General features: G+C 57.2%; 25 protein-coding genes. 21 read left to right on the forward strand and 4 right to left on the reverse strand.

Features of this window, described 5'->3' with window-relative positions; all coding sequences use genetic code 11:
- A complete protein-coding gene (locus tag F8N85_RS19350; RefSeq protein WP_150805142.1) occupies positions 1–2,037 on the reverse strand; it encodes a sensor histidine kinase in 2,037 nt (678 codons plus the stop codon).
- A gap of 45 nt (positions 2,038–2,082) precedes the next feature.
- The gene (locus tag F8N85_RS19355; protein WP_150805143.1) at positions 2,083–3,000 is read right to left on the reverse strand and encodes a putative 2-dehydropantoate 2-reductase; all 918 of its coding nucleotides are present in this window, start codon (positions 2,998–3,000) and stop codon (positions 2,083–2,085) included.
- 146 nt (positions 3,001–3,146) lie between these two features.
- Between F8N85_RS19355 and F8N85_RS19360 the strand changes: the two genes are divergently transcribed.
- Both F8N85_RS19360 and F8N85_RS19365 read left to right on the forward strand, forming a co-directional pair.
- Positions 3,147–3,632, forward strand: a complete 486-nt coding sequence (locus tag F8N85_RS19360) for a YajQ family cyclic di-GMP-binding protein (RefSeq protein ID WP_150805144.1) — start codon at positions 3,147–3,149, stop codon at positions 3,630–3,632.
- Between the two features lie 151 nt (positions 3,633–3,783).
- Complete coding sequence (locus F8N85_RS19365) at positions 3,784–4,623, forward strand: mechanosensitive ion channel family protein (RefSeq protein ID WP_150805145.1); 840 nt, start codon at positions 3,784–3,786, stop codon at positions 4,621–4,623.
- A 291-nt stretch (positions 4,624–4,914) separates the two neighbouring features.
- On the opposite strand, the gene F8N85_RS19370 is transcribed toward F8N85_RS19365, so the two are convergent.
- Positions 4,915–6,213: an OprD family porin gene (locus tag F8N85_RS19370; protein ID WP_150805146.1), complete on the reverse strand. Its 1,299-nt coding sequence runs from the start codon at positions 6,211–6,213 to the stop codon at positions 4,915–4,917.
- A gap of 931 nt (positions 6,214–7,144) precedes the next feature.
- Between F8N85_RS19370 and F8N85_RS19375 the strand changes: the two genes are divergently transcribed.
- Positions 7,145–7,570 carry an HIT domain-containing protein gene (locus F8N85_RS19375; RefSeq protein WP_150805147.1) on the forward strand — a complete coding sequence of 142 codons (426 nt, stop codon included), beginning with the start codon at positions 7,145–7,147 and terminating at the stop codon, positions 7,568–7,570.
- Between the two features lie 3 nt (positions 7,571–7,573).
- Positions 7,574–7,780 (forward strand): SlyX family protein, encoded by a 207-nt coding sequence (locus F8N85_RS19380; RefSeq protein ID WP_150805148.1) that lies wholly within the window; start codon positions 7,574–7,576, stop codon positions 7,778–7,780.
- 79 nt (positions 7,781–7,859) lie between these two features.
- On the opposite strand, the gene F8N85_RS35605 is transcribed toward F8N85_RS19380, so the two are convergent.
- Complete coding sequence (locus F8N85_RS35605) at positions 7,860–8,462, reverse strand: cold-shock protein (protein WP_150805149.1); 603 nt, start codon at positions 8,460–8,462, stop codon at positions 7,860–7,862.
- Positions 8,463–8,909: 447 nt separating this feature from the next.
- Here F8N85_RS35605 and F8N85_RS19390 point away from each other — a divergent pair, with 447 nt between their 5' ends.
- The 17 genes from F8N85_RS19390 to queC all read left to right on the forward strand — a co-directional run bounded on the left by F8N85_RS19390 (position 8,910) and on the right by queC (position 22,808).
- Positions 8,910–9,383, forward strand: a complete 474-nt coding sequence (locus tag F8N85_RS19390; protein ID WP_150805150.1) for a Dps family protein — start codon at positions 8,910–8,912, stop codon at positions 9,381–9,383.
- A gap of 369 nt (positions 9,384–9,752) precedes the next feature.
- Positions 9,753–10,106, forward strand: a complete 354-nt coding sequence (locus tag F8N85_RS19395; RefSeq protein WP_150805151.1) for a ribbon-helix-helix domain-containing protein — start codon at positions 9,753–9,755, stop codon at positions 10,104–10,106.
- A 153-nt stretch (positions 10,107–10,259) separates the two neighbouring features.
- Positions 10,260–10,481: an FmdB family zinc ribbon protein gene (locus tag F8N85_RS19400; RefSeq protein ID WP_010208103.1), complete on the forward strand. Its 222-nt coding sequence runs from the start codon at positions 10,260–10,262 to the stop codon at positions 10,479–10,481.
- A gap of 105 nt (positions 10,482–10,586) precedes the next feature.
- Positions 10,587–12,362: an aspartate--tRNA ligase gene (aspS, locus tag F8N85_RS19405; RefSeq protein WP_150805152.1), complete on the forward strand. Its 1,776-nt coding sequence runs from the start codon at positions 10,587–10,589 to the stop codon at positions 12,360–12,362.
- A 177-nt stretch (positions 12,363–12,539) separates the two neighbouring features.
- Entirely contained in the window at positions 12,540–13,286 is a 747-nt protein-coding gene (locus F8N85_RS19410; protein ID WP_150805153.1) for a YebC/PmpR family DNA-binding transcriptional regulator, read from the forward strand.
- A 165-nt stretch (positions 13,287–13,451) separates the two neighbouring features.
- A complete protein-coding gene (ruvC, locus tag F8N85_RS19415) occupies positions 13,452–13,976 on the forward strand; it encodes a crossover junction endodeoxyribonuclease RuvC (protein WP_150805154.1) in 525 nt (174 codons plus the stop codon).
- Positions 13,977–14,091: 115 nt separating this feature from the next.
- Positions 14,092–14,703 carry a Holliday junction branch migration protein RuvA gene (gene ruvA / locus F8N85_RS19420; RefSeq protein WP_150805155.1) on the forward strand — a complete coding sequence of 204 codons (612 nt, stop codon included), beginning with the start codon at positions 14,092–14,094 and terminating at the stop codon, positions 14,701–14,703.
- The gene (gene ruvB, locus F8N85_RS19425; protein WP_150805156.1) at positions 14,704–15,762 is read left to right on the forward strand and encodes a Holliday junction branch migration DNA helicase RuvB; all 1,059 of its coding nucleotides are present in this window, start codon (positions 14,704–14,706) and stop codon (positions 15,760–15,762) included.
- A gap of 158 nt (positions 15,763–15,920) precedes the next feature.
- Positions 15,921–16,388 carry a tol-pal system-associated acyl-CoA thioesterase gene (gene ybgC, locus F8N85_RS19430; RefSeq protein ID WP_150643020.1) on the forward strand — a complete coding sequence of 156 codons (468 nt, stop codon included), beginning with the start codon at positions 15,921–15,923 and terminating at the stop codon, positions 16,386–16,388.
- The gene (gene tolQ / locus F8N85_RS19435; RefSeq protein ID WP_150805157.1) at positions 16,378–17,073 is read left to right on the forward strand and encodes a protein TolQ; all 696 of its coding nucleotides are present in this window, start codon (positions 16,378–16,380) and stop codon (positions 17,071–17,073) included. Before ybgC ends, tolQ begins: the two co-directional genes overlap by 11 nt.
- Before the next feature lie 23 nt (positions 17,074–17,096).
- Positions 17,097–17,549, forward strand: coding sequence for a protein TolR (gene tolR, locus F8N85_RS19440; protein WP_191636216.1), 453 nt, complete (start codon positions 17,097–17,099; stop codon positions 17,547–17,549).
- Positions 17,549–18,628, forward strand: coding sequence for a cell envelope integrity protein TolA (gene tolA, locus F8N85_RS19445; protein WP_150805159.1), 1,080 nt, complete (start codon positions 17,549–17,551; stop codon positions 18,626–18,628). Before tolR ends, tolA begins: the two co-directional genes overlap by 1 nt.
- Complete coding sequence (tolB, locus tag F8N85_RS19450) at positions 18,625–19,926, forward strand: Tol-Pal system beta propeller repeat protein TolB (protein WP_150805160.1); 1,302 nt, start codon at positions 18,625–18,627, stop codon at positions 19,924–19,926. Before tolA ends, tolB begins: the two co-directional genes overlap by 4 nt.
- A 52-nt stretch (positions 19,927–19,978) precedes the next feature.
- The gene (pal, locus tag F8N85_RS19455) at positions 19,979–20,476 is read left to right on the forward strand and encodes a peptidoglycan-associated lipoprotein Pal (protein ID WP_150805161.1); all 498 of its coding nucleotides are present in this window, start codon (positions 19,979–19,981) and stop codon (positions 20,474–20,476) included.
- 6 nt (positions 20,477–20,482) lie between these two features.
- Positions 20,483–21,301 carry a tol-pal system protein YbgF gene (ybgF, locus tag F8N85_RS19460; protein WP_150805162.1) on the forward strand — a complete coding sequence of 273 codons (819 nt, stop codon included), beginning with the start codon at positions 20,483–20,485 and terminating at the stop codon, positions 21,299–21,301.
- A 165-nt stretch (positions 21,302–21,466) separates the two neighbouring features.
- Positions 21,467–22,114 carry a 7-carboxy-7-deazaguanine synthase QueE gene (queE, locus tag F8N85_RS19465; protein ID WP_150805163.1) on the forward strand — a complete coding sequence of 216 codons (648 nt, stop codon included), beginning with the start codon at positions 21,467–21,469 and terminating at the stop codon, positions 22,112–22,114.
- 1 nt (position 22,115) lies between these two features.
- Positions 22,116–22,808: a 7-cyano-7-deazaguanine synthase QueC gene (gene queC / locus F8N85_RS19470; protein WP_150805164.1), complete on the forward strand. Its 693-nt coding sequence runs from the start codon at positions 22,116–22,118 to the stop codon at positions 22,806–22,808.
- The last annotated feature ends 54 nt before the right edge of the window (positions 22,809–22,862 follow it).

The raw sequence follows: 22,862 nt of genomic DNA on the forward strand, positions 1-22,862 counted from the left end.
TTACCTCTCCATTCGACTGAGTTCATAAGAGGCGAGCTGGTTGCCCGCCAATGGCAGACGCAAGGTGAAACAGGTGCCCTGGCCCGGGGTCGATTGCACTTCCATCTGACCCTTGTGGTTATTGGTGATGATGAAATAAGAAACCGACAGGCCCAGCCCGGTACCCTGGCCGATTTCCTTGGTGGTGAAGAAGGGTTCGAAGGTCCGTTTGCGCACGCTTTCGCTCATGCCGACACCATTGTCCTCGACCTGGATTTCCGCCCACGGCGGATTCAAGCGGGTGCGCAAAATGATTCGCCCCGGCTCACCGTCGTCTTCACGCTGATGAATGGCCTGGGCGGCGTTTTTCAGCAAGTTGAGCAACACTTGTTCCAGTTCGTTGGCGGTGCCCGGAACCGGGCCCAGCTGCGGGTCGAACTGGCGTGTGATGGCCTGGCCCTTGAAGTCGAAGCCGATGGCCAGGTCGAAGTCGTTGCTGGCAATCTCCACCGCCTGATCGATCAGCGCCGGCAGGTCGCAAGGCGCCATCTGGCGGTTGCTGCGGCGGCTGAAACTGAGCATGTGGGTAACGATCTTCGCTGCCCGCGCACCAGCCTGCTGAATGCCATCGAGCAACTGTGGCACTTCACGGCTCTGCAGGTAGTTGTTGACGGTGTCCAGTTCGACGCCGATCTGCTCGGCGTATTCGAGGTTTTTCGGCAGGTCGGGGGAAAGTCGACGGCGAATGTTCTGCACGTTGTGCAGGATTGCCCCCAACGGGTTGTTGATCTCGTGGGCCATGCCGGCGGCAAGGCCGCCGACCGAGAGCATTTTTTCCGATTGCACCATCATTTCTTCCAGGGACAGGCGTTGGGTGATGTCATCGATACGGATTACCACGCCACGTCCGGCACCGCCCATCAATGGGTAGAAGGTCAGTGCGTAATGCCTGGCTTCATCGTCCTTGACCCAGGTGACTCGCTCGATCTTGGCCACCGTGTGCTGCTCGACGGTCTCCTTGAGTTGCGGCAGAAACTGTTTGAGCGGTTCGAAGGCGAGGAAGATTGGCTGGTTCAGGGCTTCGTCCAGGCGGGTTCCGGACAGGGCGCTGGCCTCCTGATTCCACTGGGTCACATAGAGCTGTTCATCCAGCGCGATCAGCGCCGAGGGCATCGAGTCGATGATGCTGTTGAGGTAGTTCTGGAATCCGGTGAGTTTTTTCTCGATCTTGCTCCGTACCTGGACTTCCAGCTCCAGCTTGCGATTGGTGTGGCGGGTTTCTTCGGCAAGGCCTTGGGCCTGGTCATACGCCGCCTGGGAATCGTCCCGCGCACGCTTGAGCTGCTGCTCACGGGCTTCGATTCGCGAGAGCATGGTGTTGAACGCTTCGGCGAGGCTGCCGATTTCGTCATGATTACCGCGAGAGGCGCGCAAAGCGTAGTTCTCCTCGCGGGTTACTTGTCGGGACAGCACTTCGAGTTGGTGGATTGGCTGAGTAATCAGGCGTTTGATCTGCTGGGCGATCACCAGCCACAGCAGCACACTGAAGATCAGAATCCCCAGGCTGGCGGTCAAGGTGCCGGTGTAGAAAGCCACCGGCAGTTCGCTGCTGGCCACCAGCAGCAAATGCCCCGGCGGCTGCCCGGGACGCGGCAGGGTGATCAGCTGGTTGCTGCGAAATTCGGTTATCTGCCAGGCTTCGATATGTCGATAGCGCTTGGGCAGTTCGAGGGGCTCGCCTCCTTGCAACTGCGCCAGGCGCATGCCTTTGCTGTCATACACCGCCGCGGCGCGCAACGGCGAATAGCTGTTGAGTTCCTTGAGCAACTTTTCGGCGCTTTGTGGCGAATCCAGGGCTTGAGCCGCCAGGCTCGGATTGGAAACCAGTCGGCCGATGGTCTGCAAGGCCTGGGGCGCCATGCTCTCCTGGGAGATCCAGTAGGCGGCGCTGATAAACGTCAGGTTGGCGACCAGTAACACGGTGGTCAGCAGAACCAGCAGGGCGGCGAGCAGTTTCTGGCCGACCGGCAGGTTTTCAAGGCGCTGGCGCAATGGCATTGGGGTCGTCGCTAAAGAGGAACAAGTGGCCAGCGTAGCCGCTGCTCAGTCGCTGGGCAATCCGCGTGTGCGCAGGTGCTCGATCAGGCGTTGCTGCAGTTGATTGAGGTGGGGCAGGTTCAGTTGATGTCGGGACGCAACCGCACAGGCATGACCGAGCAGGTAGCTGATTTCGGTTCTGCGACCACTGGTGACGTCCTGATGCATCGACGAATAGTTGGCAGCGGTCGCCTGAATCACCCGTTCGACTTCGTGTTGCAGATCCAGCGCCGCTGCCGGCTGCCCGCAGCGCTCCAGCAGTTCTGTCAGCTCGGCGCAGAGGGTTGCGACCTCGCAGTGATGCTGTTGCAGGCCCCCATTGCGGCAATCGTGGAGTACGGTGAGCGGATTGATCGCGCAATTGAGCGCGAGTTTTCGCCACAGCCGCGTCACAATATCCGCGCTCCACTCGTGAGCGATGCCGCTCTGCTGCAGATCATCCAGCCAGGTTGGCGGGGTAGGGTGGCTGGCATCACCGAGCCAGGTATACCCATGACCGGCAAACACCACGCGCCAATCGCCATCGCGAAACGCCCCTTCGGTGCTGGACGCGAAGATGCAGCGCGCCTGCGGGACGCGCGCCGCGACGGCGTCCTGACTGCCCAGGCCGTTCTGCAACAGAATCACTTCGGCGTCGGGCGTCAGGCGTGATGCCAGTTGGGCGACAGCTTTTTCGGCATCGTAGGCCTTGCAGGCGACGAGCAAGCGGGTAATGGGCCCGGCGCTGTCGACGGTTTCGCCGGGGATCTCATGCAGCCGGGCCTGGCCTTGCTCCACCAGTGTGAGCCCGCCGGCTGCCCGGTAGGCCTGCAAACGTGCCTGATCGCGCAGTATCAGCCTGACGGGCAAGCCTGCCCGAGCCAGGCGGGTCGCCCACAAGGTGCCGAGGCTGCCTGCGCCAAGAACGTGCCAGGTAGTCGACATCAGCTTTTTGCTTTGATTGGCAGGTGCATGTGAGGCTCGCAGTGAAGGAGTGGAAAGACCCGTTATAATAAGCCCGCATTTTAACCGCAAGCCTGGCGTGCTCCATCTCTATTGAGCGGCGCCCTTTTAACATTGGAGAAATAAACATGCCGTCGTTCGACGTGGTATCCGAACTGGACAAGCACGAAGTCACCAACGCGGTCGAGAATGCCGTCAAGGAGCTCGACCGTCGTTATGACCTGAAAGGCAAAGGCAGCTTCGAGTTCAAGGAGAAGGACCTGGCCGTCAACCTGACCGCTGAAGCCGACTTTCAGCTCGAAGCGATGATTGAAATCCTCAAGCTCGCACTGGTCAAACGCAAGATCGACGTGCAGTGCCTTGAGCTCAAGGACGCTTATGCTTCCGGCAAATTGATGAAGCAGGAAGCCACCCTCAAGGAAGGTATTGATAAAGAGATGGCGAAGAAAATCGTCGCTCATGTCAAGGACGCCAAGCTCAAGGTGCAGGCGGCCATTCAGGGTGAACAGGTAAGGATCACCGGCAAGAAGCGTGATGACTTGCAAGACGCGATTGCCGCACTGCGCGCAAAAGACTTCGGCCTGCCGCTGCAGTTCAACAATTTCCGCGACTAGCCACACAGGCCACCCGTCGACGTTCTGGGAACCTATTGGCGTTATCGGCGTCCGAGGCCCGTTGAATGGCAGAATCGATTGAACTCGACTAATTTCAATCGTTCTGTCGGTCGGTATTGCGAGCCGGGCACCCGGTAATCAGGAGAGATAGATGGATTTGAATGCTGAAGTGGACAACCTGGTCAAGGCGTCCCAAGCCTGGATTCCAATGATCATGGAATACGGCAGCCGTGTGCTGCTGGCGGTCATCACCCTCGCCATCGGTTGGTGGCTGATCAATAGCCTGACCCATAAAGTTGGCCGATTGCTGGCTATGCGCAATGCCGATCAGGCCTTGCAGGGTTTTATCAGCAGCCTGGCGAACATCATTCTCAAGGTGCTGCTGATCGTCAGCGTGGCCTCGATGATCGGCGTCGAAACCACTTCGTTCGTCGCGGCGATCGGTGCGGCCGGCCTGGCCATTGGCCTGGCATTGCAAGGCAGCCTGGCGAACTTCGCCGGCGGCGTGCTGATTCTGCTGTTCCGTCCATTTCGCATTGGCGACTGGATCGAAGCACAGGGTGTCAGCGGTACGGTCGACAGCATTCAGATCTTCCATACCGTGCTGCGTACCGGCGACAACAAGACGGTCATCGTACCCAACGGCAACCTGTCGAACGGCATCATCACCAACTACAACCGTCAGGCGACCCGCAAGGTGGTGTTTGATGTAGGCGTCGACTACGAGGCCGATCTGCAAAAGGCTCGAGCAGTCCTGCTTGAGCTGGCCAAGGATGAGCGCGTGCTGGCCGATCCGGCACCGGAGGCGGTGATTTCGACTCTCGGTGACAGTTCGATTACGGTTTCCTTGCGAGTCTGGGTAAAGACCGCGGATTACTGGAATGTGATGTTCATGTTCAATGAAATGTCCCGTGACCGATTGAAAGCCGCGGGTATCGATATTCCGTTTCCACAGCGAGTGATTCGGGTGGTTCAGGAAGCGACTGTGTAACGAGGTTGTTTTTCTTAGTTGGCTGTTCAGTCAACTATCGGCAGTGAACTCAAGGGGCACAAAGCCCCTTGATTTTTTTATCCCTCCTCAACGTGTTCTTCGCTAAATTATTCGGCTAACACCTGGCATAAAGTGCGCGCCGTGAGGGGGTAAACAAGTCGTTTTAGTTAGCTTGCTACGCAGTTTTGCCGCGACTGTAATCCCGTGGCCATAAAAAAACCGCCCACCTGAATCAGGTGAGCGGTTTTTAGTTAGAGCAAAGCTCTACGACGTAATCGAATTATCGCAGAATTACAAGATGCTCAGCGGGTATTCAACGATGATACGTACGTCGTTGTTGTCTGCGGTGTAGTCGGCGTTGTAGGCATCGTTTGCACGATAGATTGCGCTACGCAGACGGAACGACAGATCCTTGGCTGGACCTTCTTGCAGAACGTATTTGGTTTCGAAGTTGAACTCGTGTTCCTTACCTTCGGTACCGGAAGTCGTTTCGATGTTGTCGCCGTATACGTAACGAGCCATGAAGCTCAGGCCAGGAACGCCGTAGGTTTTCATGTTCAGGTCGTAGCGACCCTGCCAGGAGCGTTCGTCGATACCCACGAAGTCGGAGATCTGGATGGAGTTGGCTACGAAGATCGTGCCGTTACCGTCCACGCCGTACAGGTAGCTGGTGTCACCGGTAGATTGCTGGTGAGCAACGGTGAATTTGTGCGCGCCGATGCTGTAGGCAGCGGCCAAGCTCCACAGTTTGTTGTCGACTTCGCCGTACAGCGCCTGGCCCTGATCTTTGGACTTGTAGGCGTTGAGGTCGAAGTTCAGCGACTGCTCGTCGTTGATCGGGAAGGTGTAGTTGGCGTTGATGTACTGCTTCTTGAAGTAGTCATCAACGTCGGATGCAGCGATACCGGCAACGAAGTTATCGGTGAACTGGTAGGTTGCGCCAGCGATGTTGGCGCTGGTCAGGCCTGGGGTGTGCTTGCCGTTGATGCTGTCTTTGCCCATGCCGGTTTGCGAGCTCAGAGCGGTGAAACGACCAGCGCTGAGTTCCAGGCCTTTGATTTCCTTGACGGTGAGCAAGGTGCCTTCAGCGACTTCTGGCAGCAGACGGCTGTCATCGGTAGCGAATACCGGGCTGGCAACGAATTGACGACCGTATTTCAGCACAGTGTCGGAAAGACGGATTTTAGCAGCTGCGCCAGCCTTGGATTGGGTGTCCTCAGGGTTGCCTTCGCTGTCGGAGGCGAACAGACCATTACCACGACGACCCGAACCGCCATCCAGCTTGGCGGTGCCGCCTACGAATGCGTCGAGACCAAAACCAACAATACCTTGGGTGAAGCCGGACTCGTAAGTAACCAGTTCGCTGATGCCGGTGTCTTGACGATAGCCACTTTTGAAACCGCCACCTGGCTTGGCAACGTTGCCGGCGCCATTGCGGAAGTCACGGTTCATGTACTCGATACGAGTCTTGGCTACCAGGCTGCTGTCTTCAACAAAGCCTTTGGATTCGTCCTGGGAGGACGCGATTGCGAACTGCGAGGTGCCTGCTGAAACAGCCAGTGCGATCATGCTCCACTTCATCACGCGCATCGTGATTTGCTCCTTTGGTTTTTAGAAGAGTACTGCCGTCCCGCCTGTTTTATTATCCGGGCGGCTCTTTCTTTTTGTGTCGGCGCAAACTTATATCACGCTGACAATGTTGGCGATACTTACGTATCTATCCTTTCAGCTTCTTTACGACCGTGTCGCAAAATGCTCGGTCCATGTCGCAAATTCACAGCCCCAGTGCAAACCGGACTGACAACTTCAGCGCTGTTTTCGAAGGCTGGAGCATAGGTAAATGTGTTCTATGTCCAAGCAGTGAAATCCCCATGGGCGACCTTGCCACTATTCTTATTTGTCCAGCGGTATCCACTTCCAGTGGAGTCCTGCGCGACAGTGTGGGTGTGAATGCAACAAGCGTGCACAAACCCGTTTTTTCCTGCCTTTTTTTTCTCTAGCCGCTTTCGTCGCTGCCAAAACCTCATAAAACCGGGGTTTTAAGGTCGTTTTGTTTGGGCTTGACGCCATGATTTTCCTCGTGTTGCCTCTGGAAAATCCTCGGTGACAACCAAAAACGTTACCGGTTCACACTTTCAGTGAGTAATCGGCGGATGGTTGCCGCACTCAGAGTAGACGTACTGTACGGTTTTGGTGCAAAACTTTTGCACTGCTGTGCGAAATGCAGACAGGGTGGGTGCTCGGGTAACAGCTTGACCCTGCATGAGCGGGGCGTTTGCGCAGGGAAAGGCCGATCTCGAGGGCTGAATGATGTGGTCCGGCGAGAAATGCCCCATGTTGGGGCGCTCGGGTGCCGGTATCGGCTGTCCTGCGGGTTGGCCCTTCCAACAAAACCCCACGGATGGCCGTTGTTCACCGTGAAGCGACTGACATTCGCAGGTATGCTGGTGTTCTGTCGCCTGGCGGGCGGTCATCGAACTGGCGCCAGGCTCAAATCCGATGAGCTGAGGGAGTGCGCACGGTGTTCGCTTTAGATCCACGACTTCAACAAGACACACTACCGATTGGGGATTTCTCCTTGTGCCGGTTGCTGTTGTCCAACGATTCGAATTATCCCTGGTTCATCCTGGTACCGCGTCGCGAGGACATCAGTGAGTTGTTTCAGTTAGATGTGGCTGATCAACAACAGCTGTGGCAGGAAACCACGGCCCTGGCAGAAATGCTCAAAGACTCGTTCGATGCGGACAAGTTGAATGTGGCGACCCTGGGTAACGTCGTCAGCCAACTGCACATGCATGTCATCGTGCGCAAACGTGAAGATGCGGCATGGCCGGCGCCGGTCTGGGGAAAACATCCGGCAAAGCCATACAGTGCGGAGCAGGTGGCGGTTATTCGTGAGCGACTGCGGCTGGTGTTGACCGAAGGTTTTACCTTCCTGGAGGGCTGAATCATGAGTCTGGAAGAGCGAGTTACTGATCTTGAAAGCCGTCAGGCCTTTCAAGATGACACCATTCAAGCATTGAACGATGTGCTGGTGGCGCAACAGCGGGTCGTCGAGCGTCTGCAACTGCAGATGGCGGCGCTGCTCAAACGTCAGGAAGAAATGGTCGGTCAGTTCGAGTCCTTCGAGGAAGAGGCTCCACCGCCGCATTATTGAGTGCTGTCGAATCACTCATTATTCAGGCAATAAAAAACCGCGAGCAGCCTGGCTGCATCGCGGTTTTTTTATGACGCAATCAGCGACGCGGTAAAGCCGCGATCACATCTTCGGCTTGCAGGCCTTTATCCCGGTTCATGACGGAGAACTCCACACGCTGGCCTTCGACCAGAACGCGGTGTCCTTCACCCCGGATAGCACGGAAGTGCACGAAAATATCATCACCGGAATCGCGGGAAATAAAACCGAAGCCTTTAGAGGTATTGAACCACTTGACGGTACCGGTATCGCGATTGGTCATGTCGTAGCTAGGTGCAGCGGCAGCTGGCGAAGAGGTGTAGAAGCTGATGGCCAGGTGCAGGAGGACGGCGATCAGGGCAGTCACAAGACTGACCAGAATGGCCGGTTGGCCGCCAATGACAGGCAATGGAGCGAGCAGGGTAAGGATTTGCAGGACCACGGCCAGTACCAGCAGAGCGCTGACCAGGTTTTGCAGCTGGTGACGCGGCCCTTTGTTCCAGTAGGGAATAACCGGAGCGAGGGTCAGGTTGAGCAGGCCGAAAAACGCCAGGTACAGCGCATCGGGTTGTTGCAGGTAAGGTACCGCTTCGGATCGCAGGCTAGGGATAAAGGACAGCAGCAGGGCTGCTGCGCCCGTTAGCAGATGGACGATTTTCAACATTTTGATTAACTCACGTTAAGACAGATCACCAGGAAGAGCTGATTGCGCACGGTTCGCTTCTGGACAATATGAGGCGCTGGACACGAACGCGGTATCAGCCTATGCGCCGCGCCCGGAAAAATAGACGACAACGACACACCCTCTATTTAACAGCAAAGCCCAGACCTTCTCAAATCAAGCGCTACCGCAAGCTGTGCCGGTTTATCGTCGGGCAGGTTGATCTGGCGTTCATTGCTCCTGTGAAGGCGCGTTTTAGACCGTTTTCCGGGTTTCGGACGGAGCGCAGTTTTTTTAGTTCGGTCGTGCCCGGTAATGCACCGCCAGGGGTTGATTGCAGGGCGGATCTGTCGCAGGCCCTAATGGGATACCAGGCTGCAGGGTGTCGGTACTCTTGCTAGAGTGGTCCTGCACCTGCTGGGTTAATTTCACCTGTTCAAGGAGATAGACATGGCAATTGATATCGGTATCAGCGAAGAAGATCGCAAGTCGATTGTGGACGGACTTTCACGTCTACTATCGGATACGTATGTGCTTTATCTGAAAACCCATAACTTTCATTGGAATGTCACGGGTCCCATGTTTCGCACGCTGCACTTGATGTTCGAGGAGCAGTACAATGAATTGGCACTGGCAGTTGATTTGATTGCCGAGCGAATTCGCGCTCTCGGTTTTCCGGCGCCGGGGGCTTATTCAATTTATGCGCGACTTTCTTCTATCAAGGAAGAAGAGGGTGTGCCCAGCGCTGAAGATATGATCAGGCAACTTGTCCAGGGGCAAGAAGCGGTAACGCGAACGGCGCGCGGCATTTTTCCGCTGCTTGATAAAGTCAGCGATGAGCCGACGGCGGATCTGTTGACTCAACGGATGCAAGTCCATGAGAAAACCGCCTGGATGTTGCGGTCGCTGCTGGACGATAAATGACCCTGAGGCACGGATTGCGGCGTGCGTCGCTCATTCGTGCCTGCTTTCTCCCGATGGTCGCCAGCGCAGCGGCTCTGGCTTATTGGTGAGTGGCTCCAGTGCTTGCGAACTGACGATTTCCCTGCGTTCAACTCCGCGTATGACCCGATCACTAGTCTCTGTTCTCCGGTAGTAGGAAACTGGTTTGGAAATTGACTGTGTAGGGTATTTGTATGTAGGTCGACAATATAAGTCGCTCTGATATTGTTGGTTTGTCCTACATGCATGGTCATAAAATCATCTGGATATAAATATCTGGTTAAGCTTTTATAAGGAAACAGATTGTTTCCGGTTTTCTGAAGAAAGGCATGACAAAGGAGTGTCGATGATATGGCTCGAGGTATAGGTCGGGGAGTGAGAGAGATTGCTCAGTTTCAAAATGTAAAAGTGGATCCTTTTGTTCGGGAGTTCAATATGGGGCTGGCGCAACCACTTGCCAGATCAATCCGATTGAATGGTTTTTCCACCTGTTTGCGGCTTGAGCAGATCTATTGGGATATCCTTGCGGAAATAGCCCAGATCAATTGTTGCTCGGTCAGTGCGCTGCTTTCCTATGTCGATCGAGAGGTGCACCTGCGCCATGGTGGGGTCAAGAATTTCAGCGGGTTGGTCAGGGTCGTGTGCGTTGTGCATAGCTTGAAAAAAGGCAGCTGTCTCGCGGGCGCGCCATCCAGTGTTGGCTGAAGTATGCCCGCGCGCGCGCCGGCTCATGAGGATCCCCGCCGGTTGGTGCAGTCTTACGGCTGCACAGGCTCGATTTACCAGATATAATCTCGCGCTTTGCTGCGCAGCCTATGCCCGCGCGCGCGTAATAATCTGATTGCCGAGACAATCCCCATGCCGATGTACGATTATCAATGTGCTTCCTGTGGTCATCAGTTGGAAGCCATTCAAAAGATCAGCGCTGCGCCGCTGGTCGACTGCCCTGCCTGCCAGGCACCAGAGCTCAAGAAGATGTTGTCCATGCCGGGCTTCCGCCTCAGTGGTAGCGGCTGGTACGAGACCGACTTCAAAACCGGCTCGAAGAAGAATCTGGCTGGCGGCGACAAAGCTGACTAAGTGAACGACACGCGCGAGCTCTTGCACCATCAGGTACCTGACTCAGGTGCAGGGGTGCGGCAAGACCTCCACCGAATTTCGAATTAAGAGAAGCGAACCACCATCATGATGCGCAGCCATTATTGCGGCCAACTGAACGAAAGCCTGGAAGGTCAGGAAATTACCCTTTGCGGATGGGTCCACCGTCGTCGTGACCACGGCGGGGTGATTTTCCTCGATATCCGTGATCGTGATGGTCTGGCTCAGGTGGTGTTCGACCCGGACCGCGCTGAAACCTTCGCCGCCGCCGATCGCGTGCGCAGCGAATACGTGGTCAAGGTCACCGGCAAGGTACGCCTGCGTCCGGCTGGTGCCGGCAACGCCAACATGGCTTCGGGCATGATCGAAGTGCTGGGCTACGAACTGGAAGTCTTGAACGAAGCGGAAACTCCTCCGTTCCCGCTCAACGAGTTCTCCGACGTCGGCGAAGAAACCCGCCTGCGTTATCGCTTCATCGACCTGCGTCGCCCGGAAATGCTCGAGAAGCTGCGTCTGCGTTCGCGCATGACCACCAGTATCCGTCGTTACCTGGACGAGAATGGCTTCCTCGATGTCGAGACGCCAATCCTGACCCGGGCCACCCCTGAAGGTGCTCGCGACTATCTGGTGCCGAGCCGTACTCACGCCGGTTCCTTCTTCGCCTTGCCGCAATCGCCGCAGCTGTTCAAGCAACTGCTGATGGTGGCCGGCTTCGATCGCTACTACCAGATCGCCAAGTGCTTCCGCGACGAAGACCTGCGTGCCGACCGTCAGCCTGAATTCACTCAGATCGACATCGAGACCAGCTTCCTCGATGAGTCCGAGATCATTGGCATCACCGAAGGCATGATCCGTAACCTGTTCAAGGAAGTGCTGGATCTGGAATTCGGTGAGTTCCCGCACATGACCTACGAAGAGGCCATGCGTCGTTACGGTTCCGACAAGCCGGACCTGCGTAACCCGCTGGAGCTGGTTGACGTTGCCGATCAACTGAAAGAAGTCGACTTCAAGGTGTTCAGCGGCCCTGCCAACGACCCGAAATGCCGCATTGCCGCCTTGCGCGTTCCAGGCGCGGCGAGCATGCCGCGCAAGCAGATTGACGACTACACCAAGTTTGTCGGCATCTACGGTGCCAAGGGCCTGGCGTACATCAAGGTCAATGAGCGCGCCAAAGGCGTTGAAGGTCTGCAATCGCCGATCGTCAAGAACATCCCTGAAGCCAACCTCAATGTGATCCTTGATCGCGTTGGCGCGGTTGACGGCGACATCGTGTTCTTCGGTGCCGACAAAGCCAAGATCGTCAGCGAAGCCTTGGGCGCGCTGCGGATCAAGGTCGGTAACGATCTGAACTTGCTGACCTGCGAGTGGGCACCGATGTGGGTTGTCGACTTTCCGATGTTCGAAGAGAACGACGACGGCAGCTTCACCGCCTTGCACCACCCGTTCACCGCGCCGAAGTGCACACCGCAAGAGCTGGAAGCCAACCCGGCGACCGCGTTGTCCCGTGCCTACGACATGGTGCTGAACGGTACCGAGCTGGGTGGCGGTTCGATCCGTATCCACCGCAAGGAAATGCAACAGTCGGTGTTCCGTCTGCTGGGCATCAGCGAGTCGGAACAGGAAGAGAAGTTCGGCTTCCTGCTCGACGCCCTGAAATACGGCGCGCCGCCCCACGGTGGTCTGGCCTTCGGCCTTGACCGTCTGGTGATGCTGATGACTGGCGCCCAGTCGATCCGTGAAGTGATCGCATTCCCGAAAACCCAGAGTGCTGCCTGTGTCATGACTCAGGCTCCGGGTCACGTGGATGCCAAGGCATTGCGCGAACTGCACATCCGTCTGCGCGAACAGCCAAAGGCTGAATAAGGCTGACCCAAGGCGCATCCCTGGATGCGCCTTCTCTCTATAGATAGAGCAGATGCACCTTCTTTATAGAGAGGACGGATGCGTCTTCTCTACTTATAGAGAGCGTCGAGATTTTTTCTTGCTGGCCAGCGCATACCGCGCGGCGGGCAATGTTTCAAAGAGAATCTGGAGCAAGTTATGGCAGGTCATTCCAAGTGGGCGAACATCAAGCACCGCAAAGAACGTCAGGACGCCAAGAAGGGCAAGATTTTTACCAAGTGGATTCGTGAGCTGACCGTTGCTGCCCGGCAGGGCGGTGCTGATCCGGGTTCCAACCCGCGTCTGCGCCTGGCGCTGGACAAGGCGCTTGGTGCGAACATGAGCCGCGATATCATCGATCGCGCGGTTGCCCGTGGTGCCGGTGCGGCCGACACCGACGACATGGTCGAGCTGACCTACGAAGGCTATGGCCCTGGCGGCGTGGCGGTCATGGTCGAATGCATGACCGACAACCGTAACCGCACCGCGGCGGCTGTGCGCCATGCGTTCAGTAAATGCGGCGGCAACCTCGGTACCGACGGTTCGGTGGCTTATCTGTTCGAGCGCAAGGGGCAGATCTCCTTCGCGCCAGGCGTCGACGAAGACTCGCTCATTGAAGCGTCCATGGAAGCCGACGCCGATGACATCGTGACCAACGAAGACGGCTCCATCGATGTCTTTACTTCGTTCGCCGGCTTTTATGCCGTGCGCAACGCGCTGGAAGCAGCGGGTTTCAATGCGATGGACGCGGAAATCGTCATGTTGCCGACCACCAGTGCCGAACTGGACCTGGAAGGCGCCGAGAAGGTGCTCAAGCTGATCGACATGCTGGAAGACCTGGACGACGTGCAGAATGTCTACTCCAACGCGGATATTCCGGAGTCGGTGGCAGAGCAGCTCGGCTGATCGATCTGTAAAAGATCTGCACCCCGAAACCTTCGGCGTACGCGGTACATGTAGGAGCTGCCGAAGGCTGCGATCTTTTGATCTTGAAGATCGTCCGATCGCAGCCAGAACCTTCGGCAGCGCCTACAGTTTCCCTCAAACATCCGCACTCTTGCCGCAGGCGTTATGACTCTTATTCTTGGTATCGATCCCGGTTCGCGTATTACCGGTTATGGCGTGGTTCGCGATACCGGTCGAGGTTGCGTGTACATCGCCTCGGGTTGTATTCGCACCGGCAGCGGCGAACTGCATGAGCGCCTGCAAATCGTCTATCGCGGAGTGCGTGAGGTCATTCAGACCTACGGCCCGGTGACTATGGGCATCGAGAAGGTCTTCATGGCGCGCAACGCCGACTCAGCCCTCAAGCTCGGCCAGGCCCGCGGTGCAGCCATTGTTGCCGGTGCCGAGGAAAGCCTGGAAATCGCTGAATACACCGCGACACAGGTCAAGCAGGCAGTGACCGGGACCGGCGCGGCGAATAAAGAGCAGGTGCAAATGATGGTCATGCATATGCTGAAACTGACCAGCAAGCCGCAAATCGATGCCTCGGATGCCCTGGCCATTGCCATTTGTCATGCTCATACCCGTTCCAGCCTGTTGCCCCATGGTCTGGGCACGGCACGCAGTCGTGGCGGGCGCCTGCGTCTCTGATAGCATCAGCAGTCATTTTTATCGAATGAGGGTTCTGCGCCTGTGTTGTCGGCGTATCGCCCTTGCTCTGTCGGTCGTCAGCCATTGATCTGGCCAACGCTTAAGGATCTGAAACGTGATTGGACGCTTGCGCGGCACTTTGGCTGAAAAACAGCCGCCGCATCTGATTCTTGATGTAAATGGTCTGGGATATGAGCTGGAAGTGCCCATGACCACCCTCTATCGACTGCCGTCGGTCGGTGAGCCGATTACCTTGCACACCCATTTGGTCGTACGCGAGGATGCGCAGTTACTCTATGGCTTCATTGGCAAGCGCGAGCGGGATTTTTTTCGTGAGCTGATCCGCCTCAACGGGGTTGGGCCGAAACTGGCGCTGGCGTTGATGTCCAGTCTGGAGGTCGATGAGTTGGTGCGCTGTGTTTCGGCACAGGACACCTCGGCGTTGACCAAGGTCCCGGGGGTCGGCAAGAAGACTGCCGAACGGCTGTTGGTGGAGCTCAAGGACCGCTTCAAAGCCTGGGAAGTGGTGCCGAGCATGTTCGCCCTGGTGCCGAACCAGGCTGATGCGCCGGCGACCCTGGTGGCCAGCGCCGAAAGCGATGCCGTCAGCGCACTGATCTCCCTGGGCTACAAGCCGCAGGAAGCCAGTAAAGCGGTGTCCGCCATCAAGGAAAAAGGCTTGAGCAGTGAAGACATGATTCGCCGCGCCCTGAAGGGAATGATTTAAGTGATTGAAGCTGATCGTCTGATCGCCGCCACGGGTAGTCGTGACCGCGAGGAAGTCCAGGACCGCGCGATTCGCCCGCTGAGCCTGGCCGAATACATTGGTCAGCCGACCGTGCGCGAGCAAATGGAGTTGTTCATCCAGGCTGCCCGTGGGCGCAACGAGTCGCTCGACCATACGTTGATCTTCGGTCCGCCGGGGCTGGGTAAAACCACCCTGGCCAACATCATTGCCCAGGAAATGGGGGTGTCGATCAAAAGCACTTCGGGGCCGGTGCTGGAGCGTCCGGGTGATCTGGCAGCGCTGCTGACCAACCTTGAACCCCACGATGTGCTGTTCATCGATGAAATCCACCGTCTTTCGCCCATCGTCGAAGAAGTGCTGTACCCGGCGATGGAGGATTTCCAGCTTGATATCATGATCGGTGAAGGTCCGGCTGCGCGTTCGATCAAACTCGATCTGCCGCCGTTTACCCTGGTCGGGGCGACCACTCGCGCCGGGATGCTGACCAATCCGTTGCGCGACCGTTTCGGCATTGTTCAGCGCCTGGAGTTCTACAGCACTGCCGATCTGGCGACCATCGTCAGCCGTTCGGCGGGCATTCTCGGTTTGCCGCTCGATCCCGATGGCGCTTTCGAAATTGCTCGGCGAGCCCGCGGCACCCCGCGGATTGCCAACCGATTGCTGCGCCGGGTGCGGGACTTTGCCGAAGTGCGGGCCAATGGCCATATCACCAAGCCGATTGCTGACCGGGCGCTGAACCTGCTGGACATCGATGAACGTGGCTTCGACCACCAGGATCGACGCCTGCTGCTGACCATGATCGAGAAGTTCGATGGCGGACCGGTGGGCGTGGACAGCCTGGCAGCGGCGATCAGTGAAGAGCGGCATACCATTGAGGATGTGCTCGAGCCCTATCTGATTCAGCAAGGCTATATCATGCGCACGCCGCGAGGAAGGGTAGTGACCCGGCATGCGTATCTGCACTTCGGTCTTAACATCCCGTCACGATTGGGGGATATGCCTGTGGTAGACGAGTTTCTCGATACCGTGGACGATTAAATGGCCTCTGCGCACTGATTTATTCAGGGTTTGTGCTGTCATAGGGTCTGTTCACAGGCCTTGGGGGCCAGCATTACCGTTCTTTCGCGAGAAATGTGTTCGAGAATGAAAAACAGTTGCCTGGGCGGATTGGCAACCTGAGGAGTAACCACTAGAGTATGCGCGCGCAAAACGGGCTTGAGTCGTTCGCACATCGTTGTCGCGTTTATTACGAGGACACCGATGCCGGCGGCATCGTGTATTACGTCAATTACCTTAAGTTTATGGAACGGGCTCGAACCGAGCGGCTACGGGAGCTGGGCTTTGCCCAATCCACGCTTGCGGGGGAGGACCTGTTGTTCGTCGTGCATTCCAGCGAAGCGCGTTACCACGCGCCGGCGCGACTGGATGACGAGCTTCTGGTGAGCGCTGAAGTAATCGAATTGAACCGTGCCAGCCTGCGTTTCAAGCAGCAGGTCAGGCGGGCTACGGATAATGCACTGCTCTGTGAAGGGCAGTTTTTGGTGGCCTGTGTGCGCGCCGATAGTTTGAAACCCCGGGCCATTCCCGAAGCTCTACGTGCGGCCTTTGCCCGCGTGAGCGGCGCGGGTACACACTCAGAGCAGGAGATAAAGCGTGGAAGCTAACGTCGTCGACCATACCTCCATGTGGAGCTTGGTCAGCAATGCCAGCGTCGTTGTGCAGTTGGTAATGCTGATCCTGGTGGCTGCATCGGTCACTTCATGGGTCATGATTTTTCAGCGCAGCAACCTGCTGCGCGCCGGTCGAGGTGCCCTGGAGAGCTTTGAAGAGCGCTTCTGGTCAGGTATCGACCTGTCGAAACTCTATCGCCAGGCCGGTAGCAACCCGGACCCGGACTCGGGCGTGGAGCAGATTTTCCGCGCTGGTTTCAAGGAATTCTCCCGTCTGCGCCAGCAGTCTGGTGTTGATCCGGAAGCGGTCATGGAAGGCGTGGCGCGTGCCATGCGCGTGGCTATTTCCCGCGAAGAAGAAAAGCTCGAGCAGAGCCTGCCATTCCTCGCTACCGTCGGTTCCGTCAGCCCGTACATCGGCCTGTTCGGTACCGTCTGGGGCATCATGAACTCCTTCCGTGGCTTGGCAATGGCCCAGCAAGCGACCCTGGCCACCGTGGCTCCAGGTATCGCCGAGGCGCTGATCGCCACCGCCATTGGCCTGTTCGCGGCAATCCCCGCAGTAATCGCCTACAACCGTTTTGCCGCTCGTGGCGAAACCTTGATCAGCCGTTACTACACCTTCGCCGACGAGTTCCAGGCGATCCTGCACCGCAAAGTGCACACCAGCGAAGAATAAGCAGGTAATCCTCAATGGCTTTAATCGCTCGAGCTCGACGCAAGCGCAAGCCGGTCGCCGAGATGAACGTGGTGCCCTACATCGACGTGATGTTGGTACTGCTGGTCATCTTCATGGTGACCGCACCGATGCTCAATCAGGGCGTGAAGGTTGATCTGCCCAAGGTTTCCAGCGAAGCCTTGCCGCAAGACAACAACACTCAGGTCCTGACCATTTCGATCAAGGCTGACAAGACCTATTACTGGAACCTTGGCAGCGAAGTCGATACCGAGAAACAGCAGGACAAGGCCATGACCTTGCCGCAGATGACGGACGCCGTGACCAAAATCATCAGCGCCGGCACCGGTAACGGCAAGCGCACCCAAGTCTTCATTCGCGGTGACAAGACCGTCGATTACGGCTCCGTCATGGGTGCCATGGGCGGATTGCAGAAAGCCGGGGTCGGTAATGTTGGCTTGATTACCGAGGCGCCCTGATGCAGCGAATGCGAGAGCCGTCCGCCTCGGAAAGCTACTTCTGGCCTAGTGTCTGGGCAATTGCCCTGCATATCCTGGTGTTTGGCATGCTGTTCGTCAGTTTTGCCTTCACTCCGGAACTGCCACCGGCCAAGCCGATCGTCCAGGCGACCTTGTACCAGCTGAAATCGAAAAGTCAGGCGACGACCCAGACCAATCAGAAGATTGCCGGTGAGGCGAAGAAATCCGCCGCGCGCCAGACCGAAGTCGAACAGATGGAACAGAAGAAGGTCGAGCAGGAAGCGGTAAAGGCTGCGGAACAAAAGAAAGAAGAGTCGGCTCAAAAGGCCGAGGAAGCGAAAAAGTCCGAAGAAGCCAAGAAGGCCGACGAGGCGAAGAAGGCTGATGAAGCCAAGAAAGCCGACGATGCCAAGAAGACTGCGGAAGCAAAAAAGGCTGAAGAGAAACAATTGGCTGATATAGCCAAGAAGAAATCTGAAGAAGAAGCCAAGAAAGCCGCTGAAGAAGAGGCCAAGAAAAAGGCCGCTGAAGAAGCCAAGAAAAAGGTTGTCGAAGACGCGAAGAAGAAAGCCGCGGACGACGCCAAGAAAAAAGCTGAAGCAGACGAGGCGAAGAAGAAAGTCGCCGAGGATGCGAAGAAGAAAGCTGCTGCCGATGCTGCGAAGAAAAAATCGCAGGAAGCGGCACGTAAATCCACCGAGGATAAAAAGGCTCAGGCCCTGGCAGATTTGCTTTCCGATACACCGCAGCGTCAGCAAGCCTTGGCGGATGAGCAGGGCGATGAAGTTGCCGGCAGTTACGATGACTTGATTCGTGCTCGTGCAGCGGAAGGCTGGGCTCGCCCACCTTCGGCACGCAAAGGTATGACAGTCGTGCTGCAAATCGGCATGTTGCCCGACGGTACGTTGACTTCGGTCAGTGTTTCCAGGTCCAGTGGCGATGGTCCGTTCGACGCTTCGGCTGTAGCGGCGGTCAAGAATATTGGACGTTTGACAGAAATGCAGGGAATGAAGCCGAGCGATTTCGCTCCCTATCGTTCATTCAAGATGACATTCACACCTGAGGATCTAGCCTTGTGAGAAACCTTCTTCGAGGAATGCTTGTCGTTATCTGCTGCCTGGCAGGGATAGCGGCGGCGGATGAAAAAAATATTCTGGTCACCAGCGGCAGTGACCGGGCAACCCCGATCGCGGTAGTGCCGTTCGGATACCAGGGCGGCAGCGTCCTGCCGGACGACATGGCGGAAATCATTGGTAACGATCTGCGCAACTCGGGTTACTACTCGCCGATTCCGAAGCAGAACATGATCAGCCTGCCGACCCAGGCCAGCGAAGTCATTTATCGCGACTGGAAGGCCCTGGGCGCCCAGTACATCATGGTCGGCAGCATTGTTCCCGCGGGCGGTCGCCTGCAGGTGCAGTACGCACTGTTCAACGTCGCCACCGAGCAGCAAGTGCTGACCGGCAGCGTGTCGGGCAGCGTCGATCAGCTGCGCGACATGTCTCACTACATTGCTGACCAGTCGTTCGAGAAGCTCACCGGCATCAAAGGTGCTTTCTCGACGCGCATGCTGTACGTGACGGCCGAGCGTTTTTCGGTAAACAACACGCGTTACACCCTGCAGCGTTCGGACTATGACGGCGCGCGGGCAGTGACCTTGTTGCAGTCGCGCGAACCGATCCTGTCGCCGCGTTTCGCCCCCGATGGCAAGCGCATCGCCTATGTATCGTTCGAACAGAAGCGCCCACGTATCTTTGTCCAGCACATCGATACCGGTCGCCGCGAGCAGATCACCAACTTTGAAGGCCTGAATGGCGCGCCAGCCTGGTCGCCGGATGGCTCGCGACTGGCTTTTGTCCTGTCCAAAGATGGCAACCCGGATATCTATGTCATGAATCTGGGTTCGAAGCAGATCAGCCGCGTGACCAAAGGCCCTGGTATCAACACCGAGCCGTTCTGGGGTAAAGATGGTTCGACCATCTACTTCACCTCCGACCGTGGCGGCAAACCGCAGATCTACAAAACCAGCGCAGGTGGCGGCGGGGCGGAGCGTGTGACCTTTGTCGGTAACTACAACGCCAACCCTAAACTGTCGGCAGACGAAAAGACCCTGGTGATGATCCATCGTCAGGACGGTTTCACTAATTTCAAGGTTGCGGCCCAGGATTTGCAGCGCGGAAGCGTAAAAATCCTCACTGATAGCACTCTGGACGAGTCGCCTACTGTTGCGCCCAACGGCACCATGGTAATCTACGCCACCCGCCAGCAGGGCCGGGGAGTCTTGATGCTCGTGTCCATTAATGGACGCGTAAGGCTCCCGCTTCCTACCGCTCAAGGCGAAGTCAGAGAACCTTCCTGGTCCCCTTACCTGAACTGACGCGGCGCTACACGTTGTACTTAACACATTGGGGTTCATTAGGAGTTTCACGATGGAAATGCTGAAGTTTGGTAAGTTTGCTGCGCTGGCCCTGGCCATGGCTGTAGCTGTAGGTTGCTCGTCCAAAGGCGGCGACAATGCCGGTGAAGGCGCTGTCGATCCAAACGCTGGTTACGGCGCTAACACTGGCGCTGTTGATGGCTCCCTGAGCGAAGAAGCTGCTCTGCGCGCAATCACCACCTTCTACTTCGAATACGACAGCTCGGACCTGAAGCCAGAAGCCATGCGCGCTCTGGATGTTCACGCCAAAGACCTGAAAGCAAACGGCGCTCGCGTTGTTCTGGAAGGCAACACCGACGAACGTGGTACTCGTGAGTACAACATGGCACTGGGCGAGCGTCGTGCGAAAGCCGTTCAGCGTTACCTGGTACTGCAAGGTGTTTCCCCAGCTCAGCTGGAACTGGTTTCCTACGGCGAAGAGCGTGCAGTTGCTACTGGCAACGACGAGCAGTCCTGGTCCCAGAACCGTCGCGTCGAACTGCGTAAGTAATTCGTCATGCGAACGTGCCGTCGTGCTGTAACTGTTTTGGCCCTCAGCCTCCTGCCGCTTGCGGCGGGGGCTGCGGTTCCTGTGGTCGAGGACAACTCCGGCAATAGCGGGAGCAATTATCCGCCTGCGGGTTACGGTACGAACGGCGCCTATGCCGGGGGAGGGGTTTCGGCCCCTGTCTCGGCACAGGGCGAGCTGTTCAACCAATTGCAACAAATGCAGGAACAAATCGCACGCCAACAAGGTGTGATCGAAGTTCTGCAAAACGATGTAGCGCGCATCAAGCAAGAAAGCCTGGAGCGATACCAGGAACTTGATCGACGCATTGGAACGGGCGGTGCTCCTGCCGCGGCTCCTGTAAATTCTCCTGCCGGTGGTGATCTCAATGCCCCCGGTGTAGCTCCGGCGCCTGCCACCCAGGCCCCGCAGACCGGTACTGAACCGGCTGATCCGGCGAAGGAAAAGCTTTATTACGACGCAGCCTTCGACCTGATCAAGGCCAAGGATTTCGACAAGGCCAGCCAGGCCTTCGCCGCATTCCTGCGCAAATACCCGAACAGCCAGTACGCGGGCAATGCTCAGTACTGGTTGGGTGAGGTGAATCTGGCCAAGGGTGACCTGCAAGGTGCCGGCCAGGCTTTTGCCCGCGTCAGCCAGCTGTATCCCAAGCATGCAAAAGTGCCGGACTCGCTGTACAAGCTCGCTGATGTAGAGCGCCGCTTGGGTCATACTGACAAGGTCAAGGGCATTCTGCAGCAGGTAGTCGCCCAGTATCCGGGGACTTCCGCCGCTCAACTGGCCCAGCGCGACTTGCAACGCATGTAAGCCTGGTGACCGGTTTTGAAGAAACCCGCGCTTGTCGCGGGTTTTTTCGTTAGAATTCATGCCCTTTTTATGAAACACGCTTTTTGGGATTCGCGCTGTCGCGGGGTTCCTTGAAGTGCCTGACGGAGGCGGACAGCCTGTTTAGCTGTTACGCCCGTGGCGACTATGCAAGACACATTGAGAATCACCGAAGTTTTTTACTCGTTGCAGGGTGAAACGCGGACTGCCGGGCTGCCCACTGTCTTTGTGCGCCTGACCGGTTGCCCGTTGCGTTGCCAATACTGCGACAGCGCCTACGCGTTCACTGGCGGCACCATTCGCCCAATCGACGACATCCTCGAGCAAGTGGCCGGTTTCCGTCCGCGTTATGTCTGTGTCACTGGTGGCGAGCCGCTGGCACAACCCAATGCCATTCCATTGCTCGAGCAGTTGTGCGACGCCGGTTACCAAGTGTCGCTTGAGACCAGCGGTGCTCTGGACATCTCGGCGGTCGATCCACGGGTCAGCCGCGTCGTTGACCTGAAAACCCCGGGTTCGAAAGAAGCGCACCGTAACCGCTACGAGAACATTGAGCTGCTCACGCCCAATGACCAGGTGAAGTTTGTCATCTGCTCGCGGGAAGACTACGACTGGGCCGTGTCCAAGCTGATTCAGTACGGTCTGGATCAGCGTGCCGGCGAAGTTCTGTTTTCCCCAAGTCACCATGATCTCAATGCTCGTGATCTGGCTGATTGGGTGGTGGCGGACAACTTGCCAGTGCGCCTGCAATTGCAGCTGCATAAATATCTTTGGAATGACGAGCCGGGGCGCTGAAATGACTGAACAACTGAACACTACAGAAAAACGTGCGGTCATCCTCCTGTCCGGCGGCCTGGACTCGGCGACTGTCGTGGCCATGGCTCGGGCTGAAGGCTATAGCTGCTACACCATGAGTTTCGATTACGGTCAGCGCCACCGGGCCGAGCTGGATGCTGCCGCGCGGATCGCGCGGGATCTGGGTGTCGTCGAGCACAAGGTGATTGGCCTGAATCTGAACGGCATTGGCGGCTCGGCCCTGACCGACAGCTCTATCGATGTGCCAGAGGCTCCAGGTGAAGGCATTCCGGTGACTTACGTGCCGGCGCGCAATACCGTGTTCCTCTCATTGGCGCTGGGCTGGGCAGAAGTGCTCGGTGCCCGGGACATCTTCATCGGCGTGAACGCGGTGGATTACTCCGGTTACCCGGACTGCCGTCCCGAGTTCGTCGAGGCTTTCGAACGCATGGCCAACCTGGCGACCAAGGCGGGGGTAGAGGGGCAGGGTTTCCGTATCCTGGCGCCGCTGCAAAACCTCAGCAAGGCCGAGATCGTCAAGGCGGGCGTGCGCCTGGGCGTCGACTATGGGCTGACGGTTTCCTGCTATCAGGCCGATGATAAAGGGCGTGCCTGCGGCAAATGCGATAGCTGCCGCCTGCGTGCAGAGGGCTTCTCGGCAGCCGGAATTAGCGACCCAACAGCCTATTTCTGATTTATTTCAGATTAGGTGTTGAATTATCCTTAGAAATCAGTATTATACGCACCA

Source organism: Pseudomonas fluorescens (assembly GCF_902497875.1).
Classification (GTDB): Bacteria; Pseudomonadota; Gammaproteobacteria; order Pseudomonadales; family Pseudomonadaceae; genus Aquipseudomonas; species Aquipseudomonas fluorescens_BR.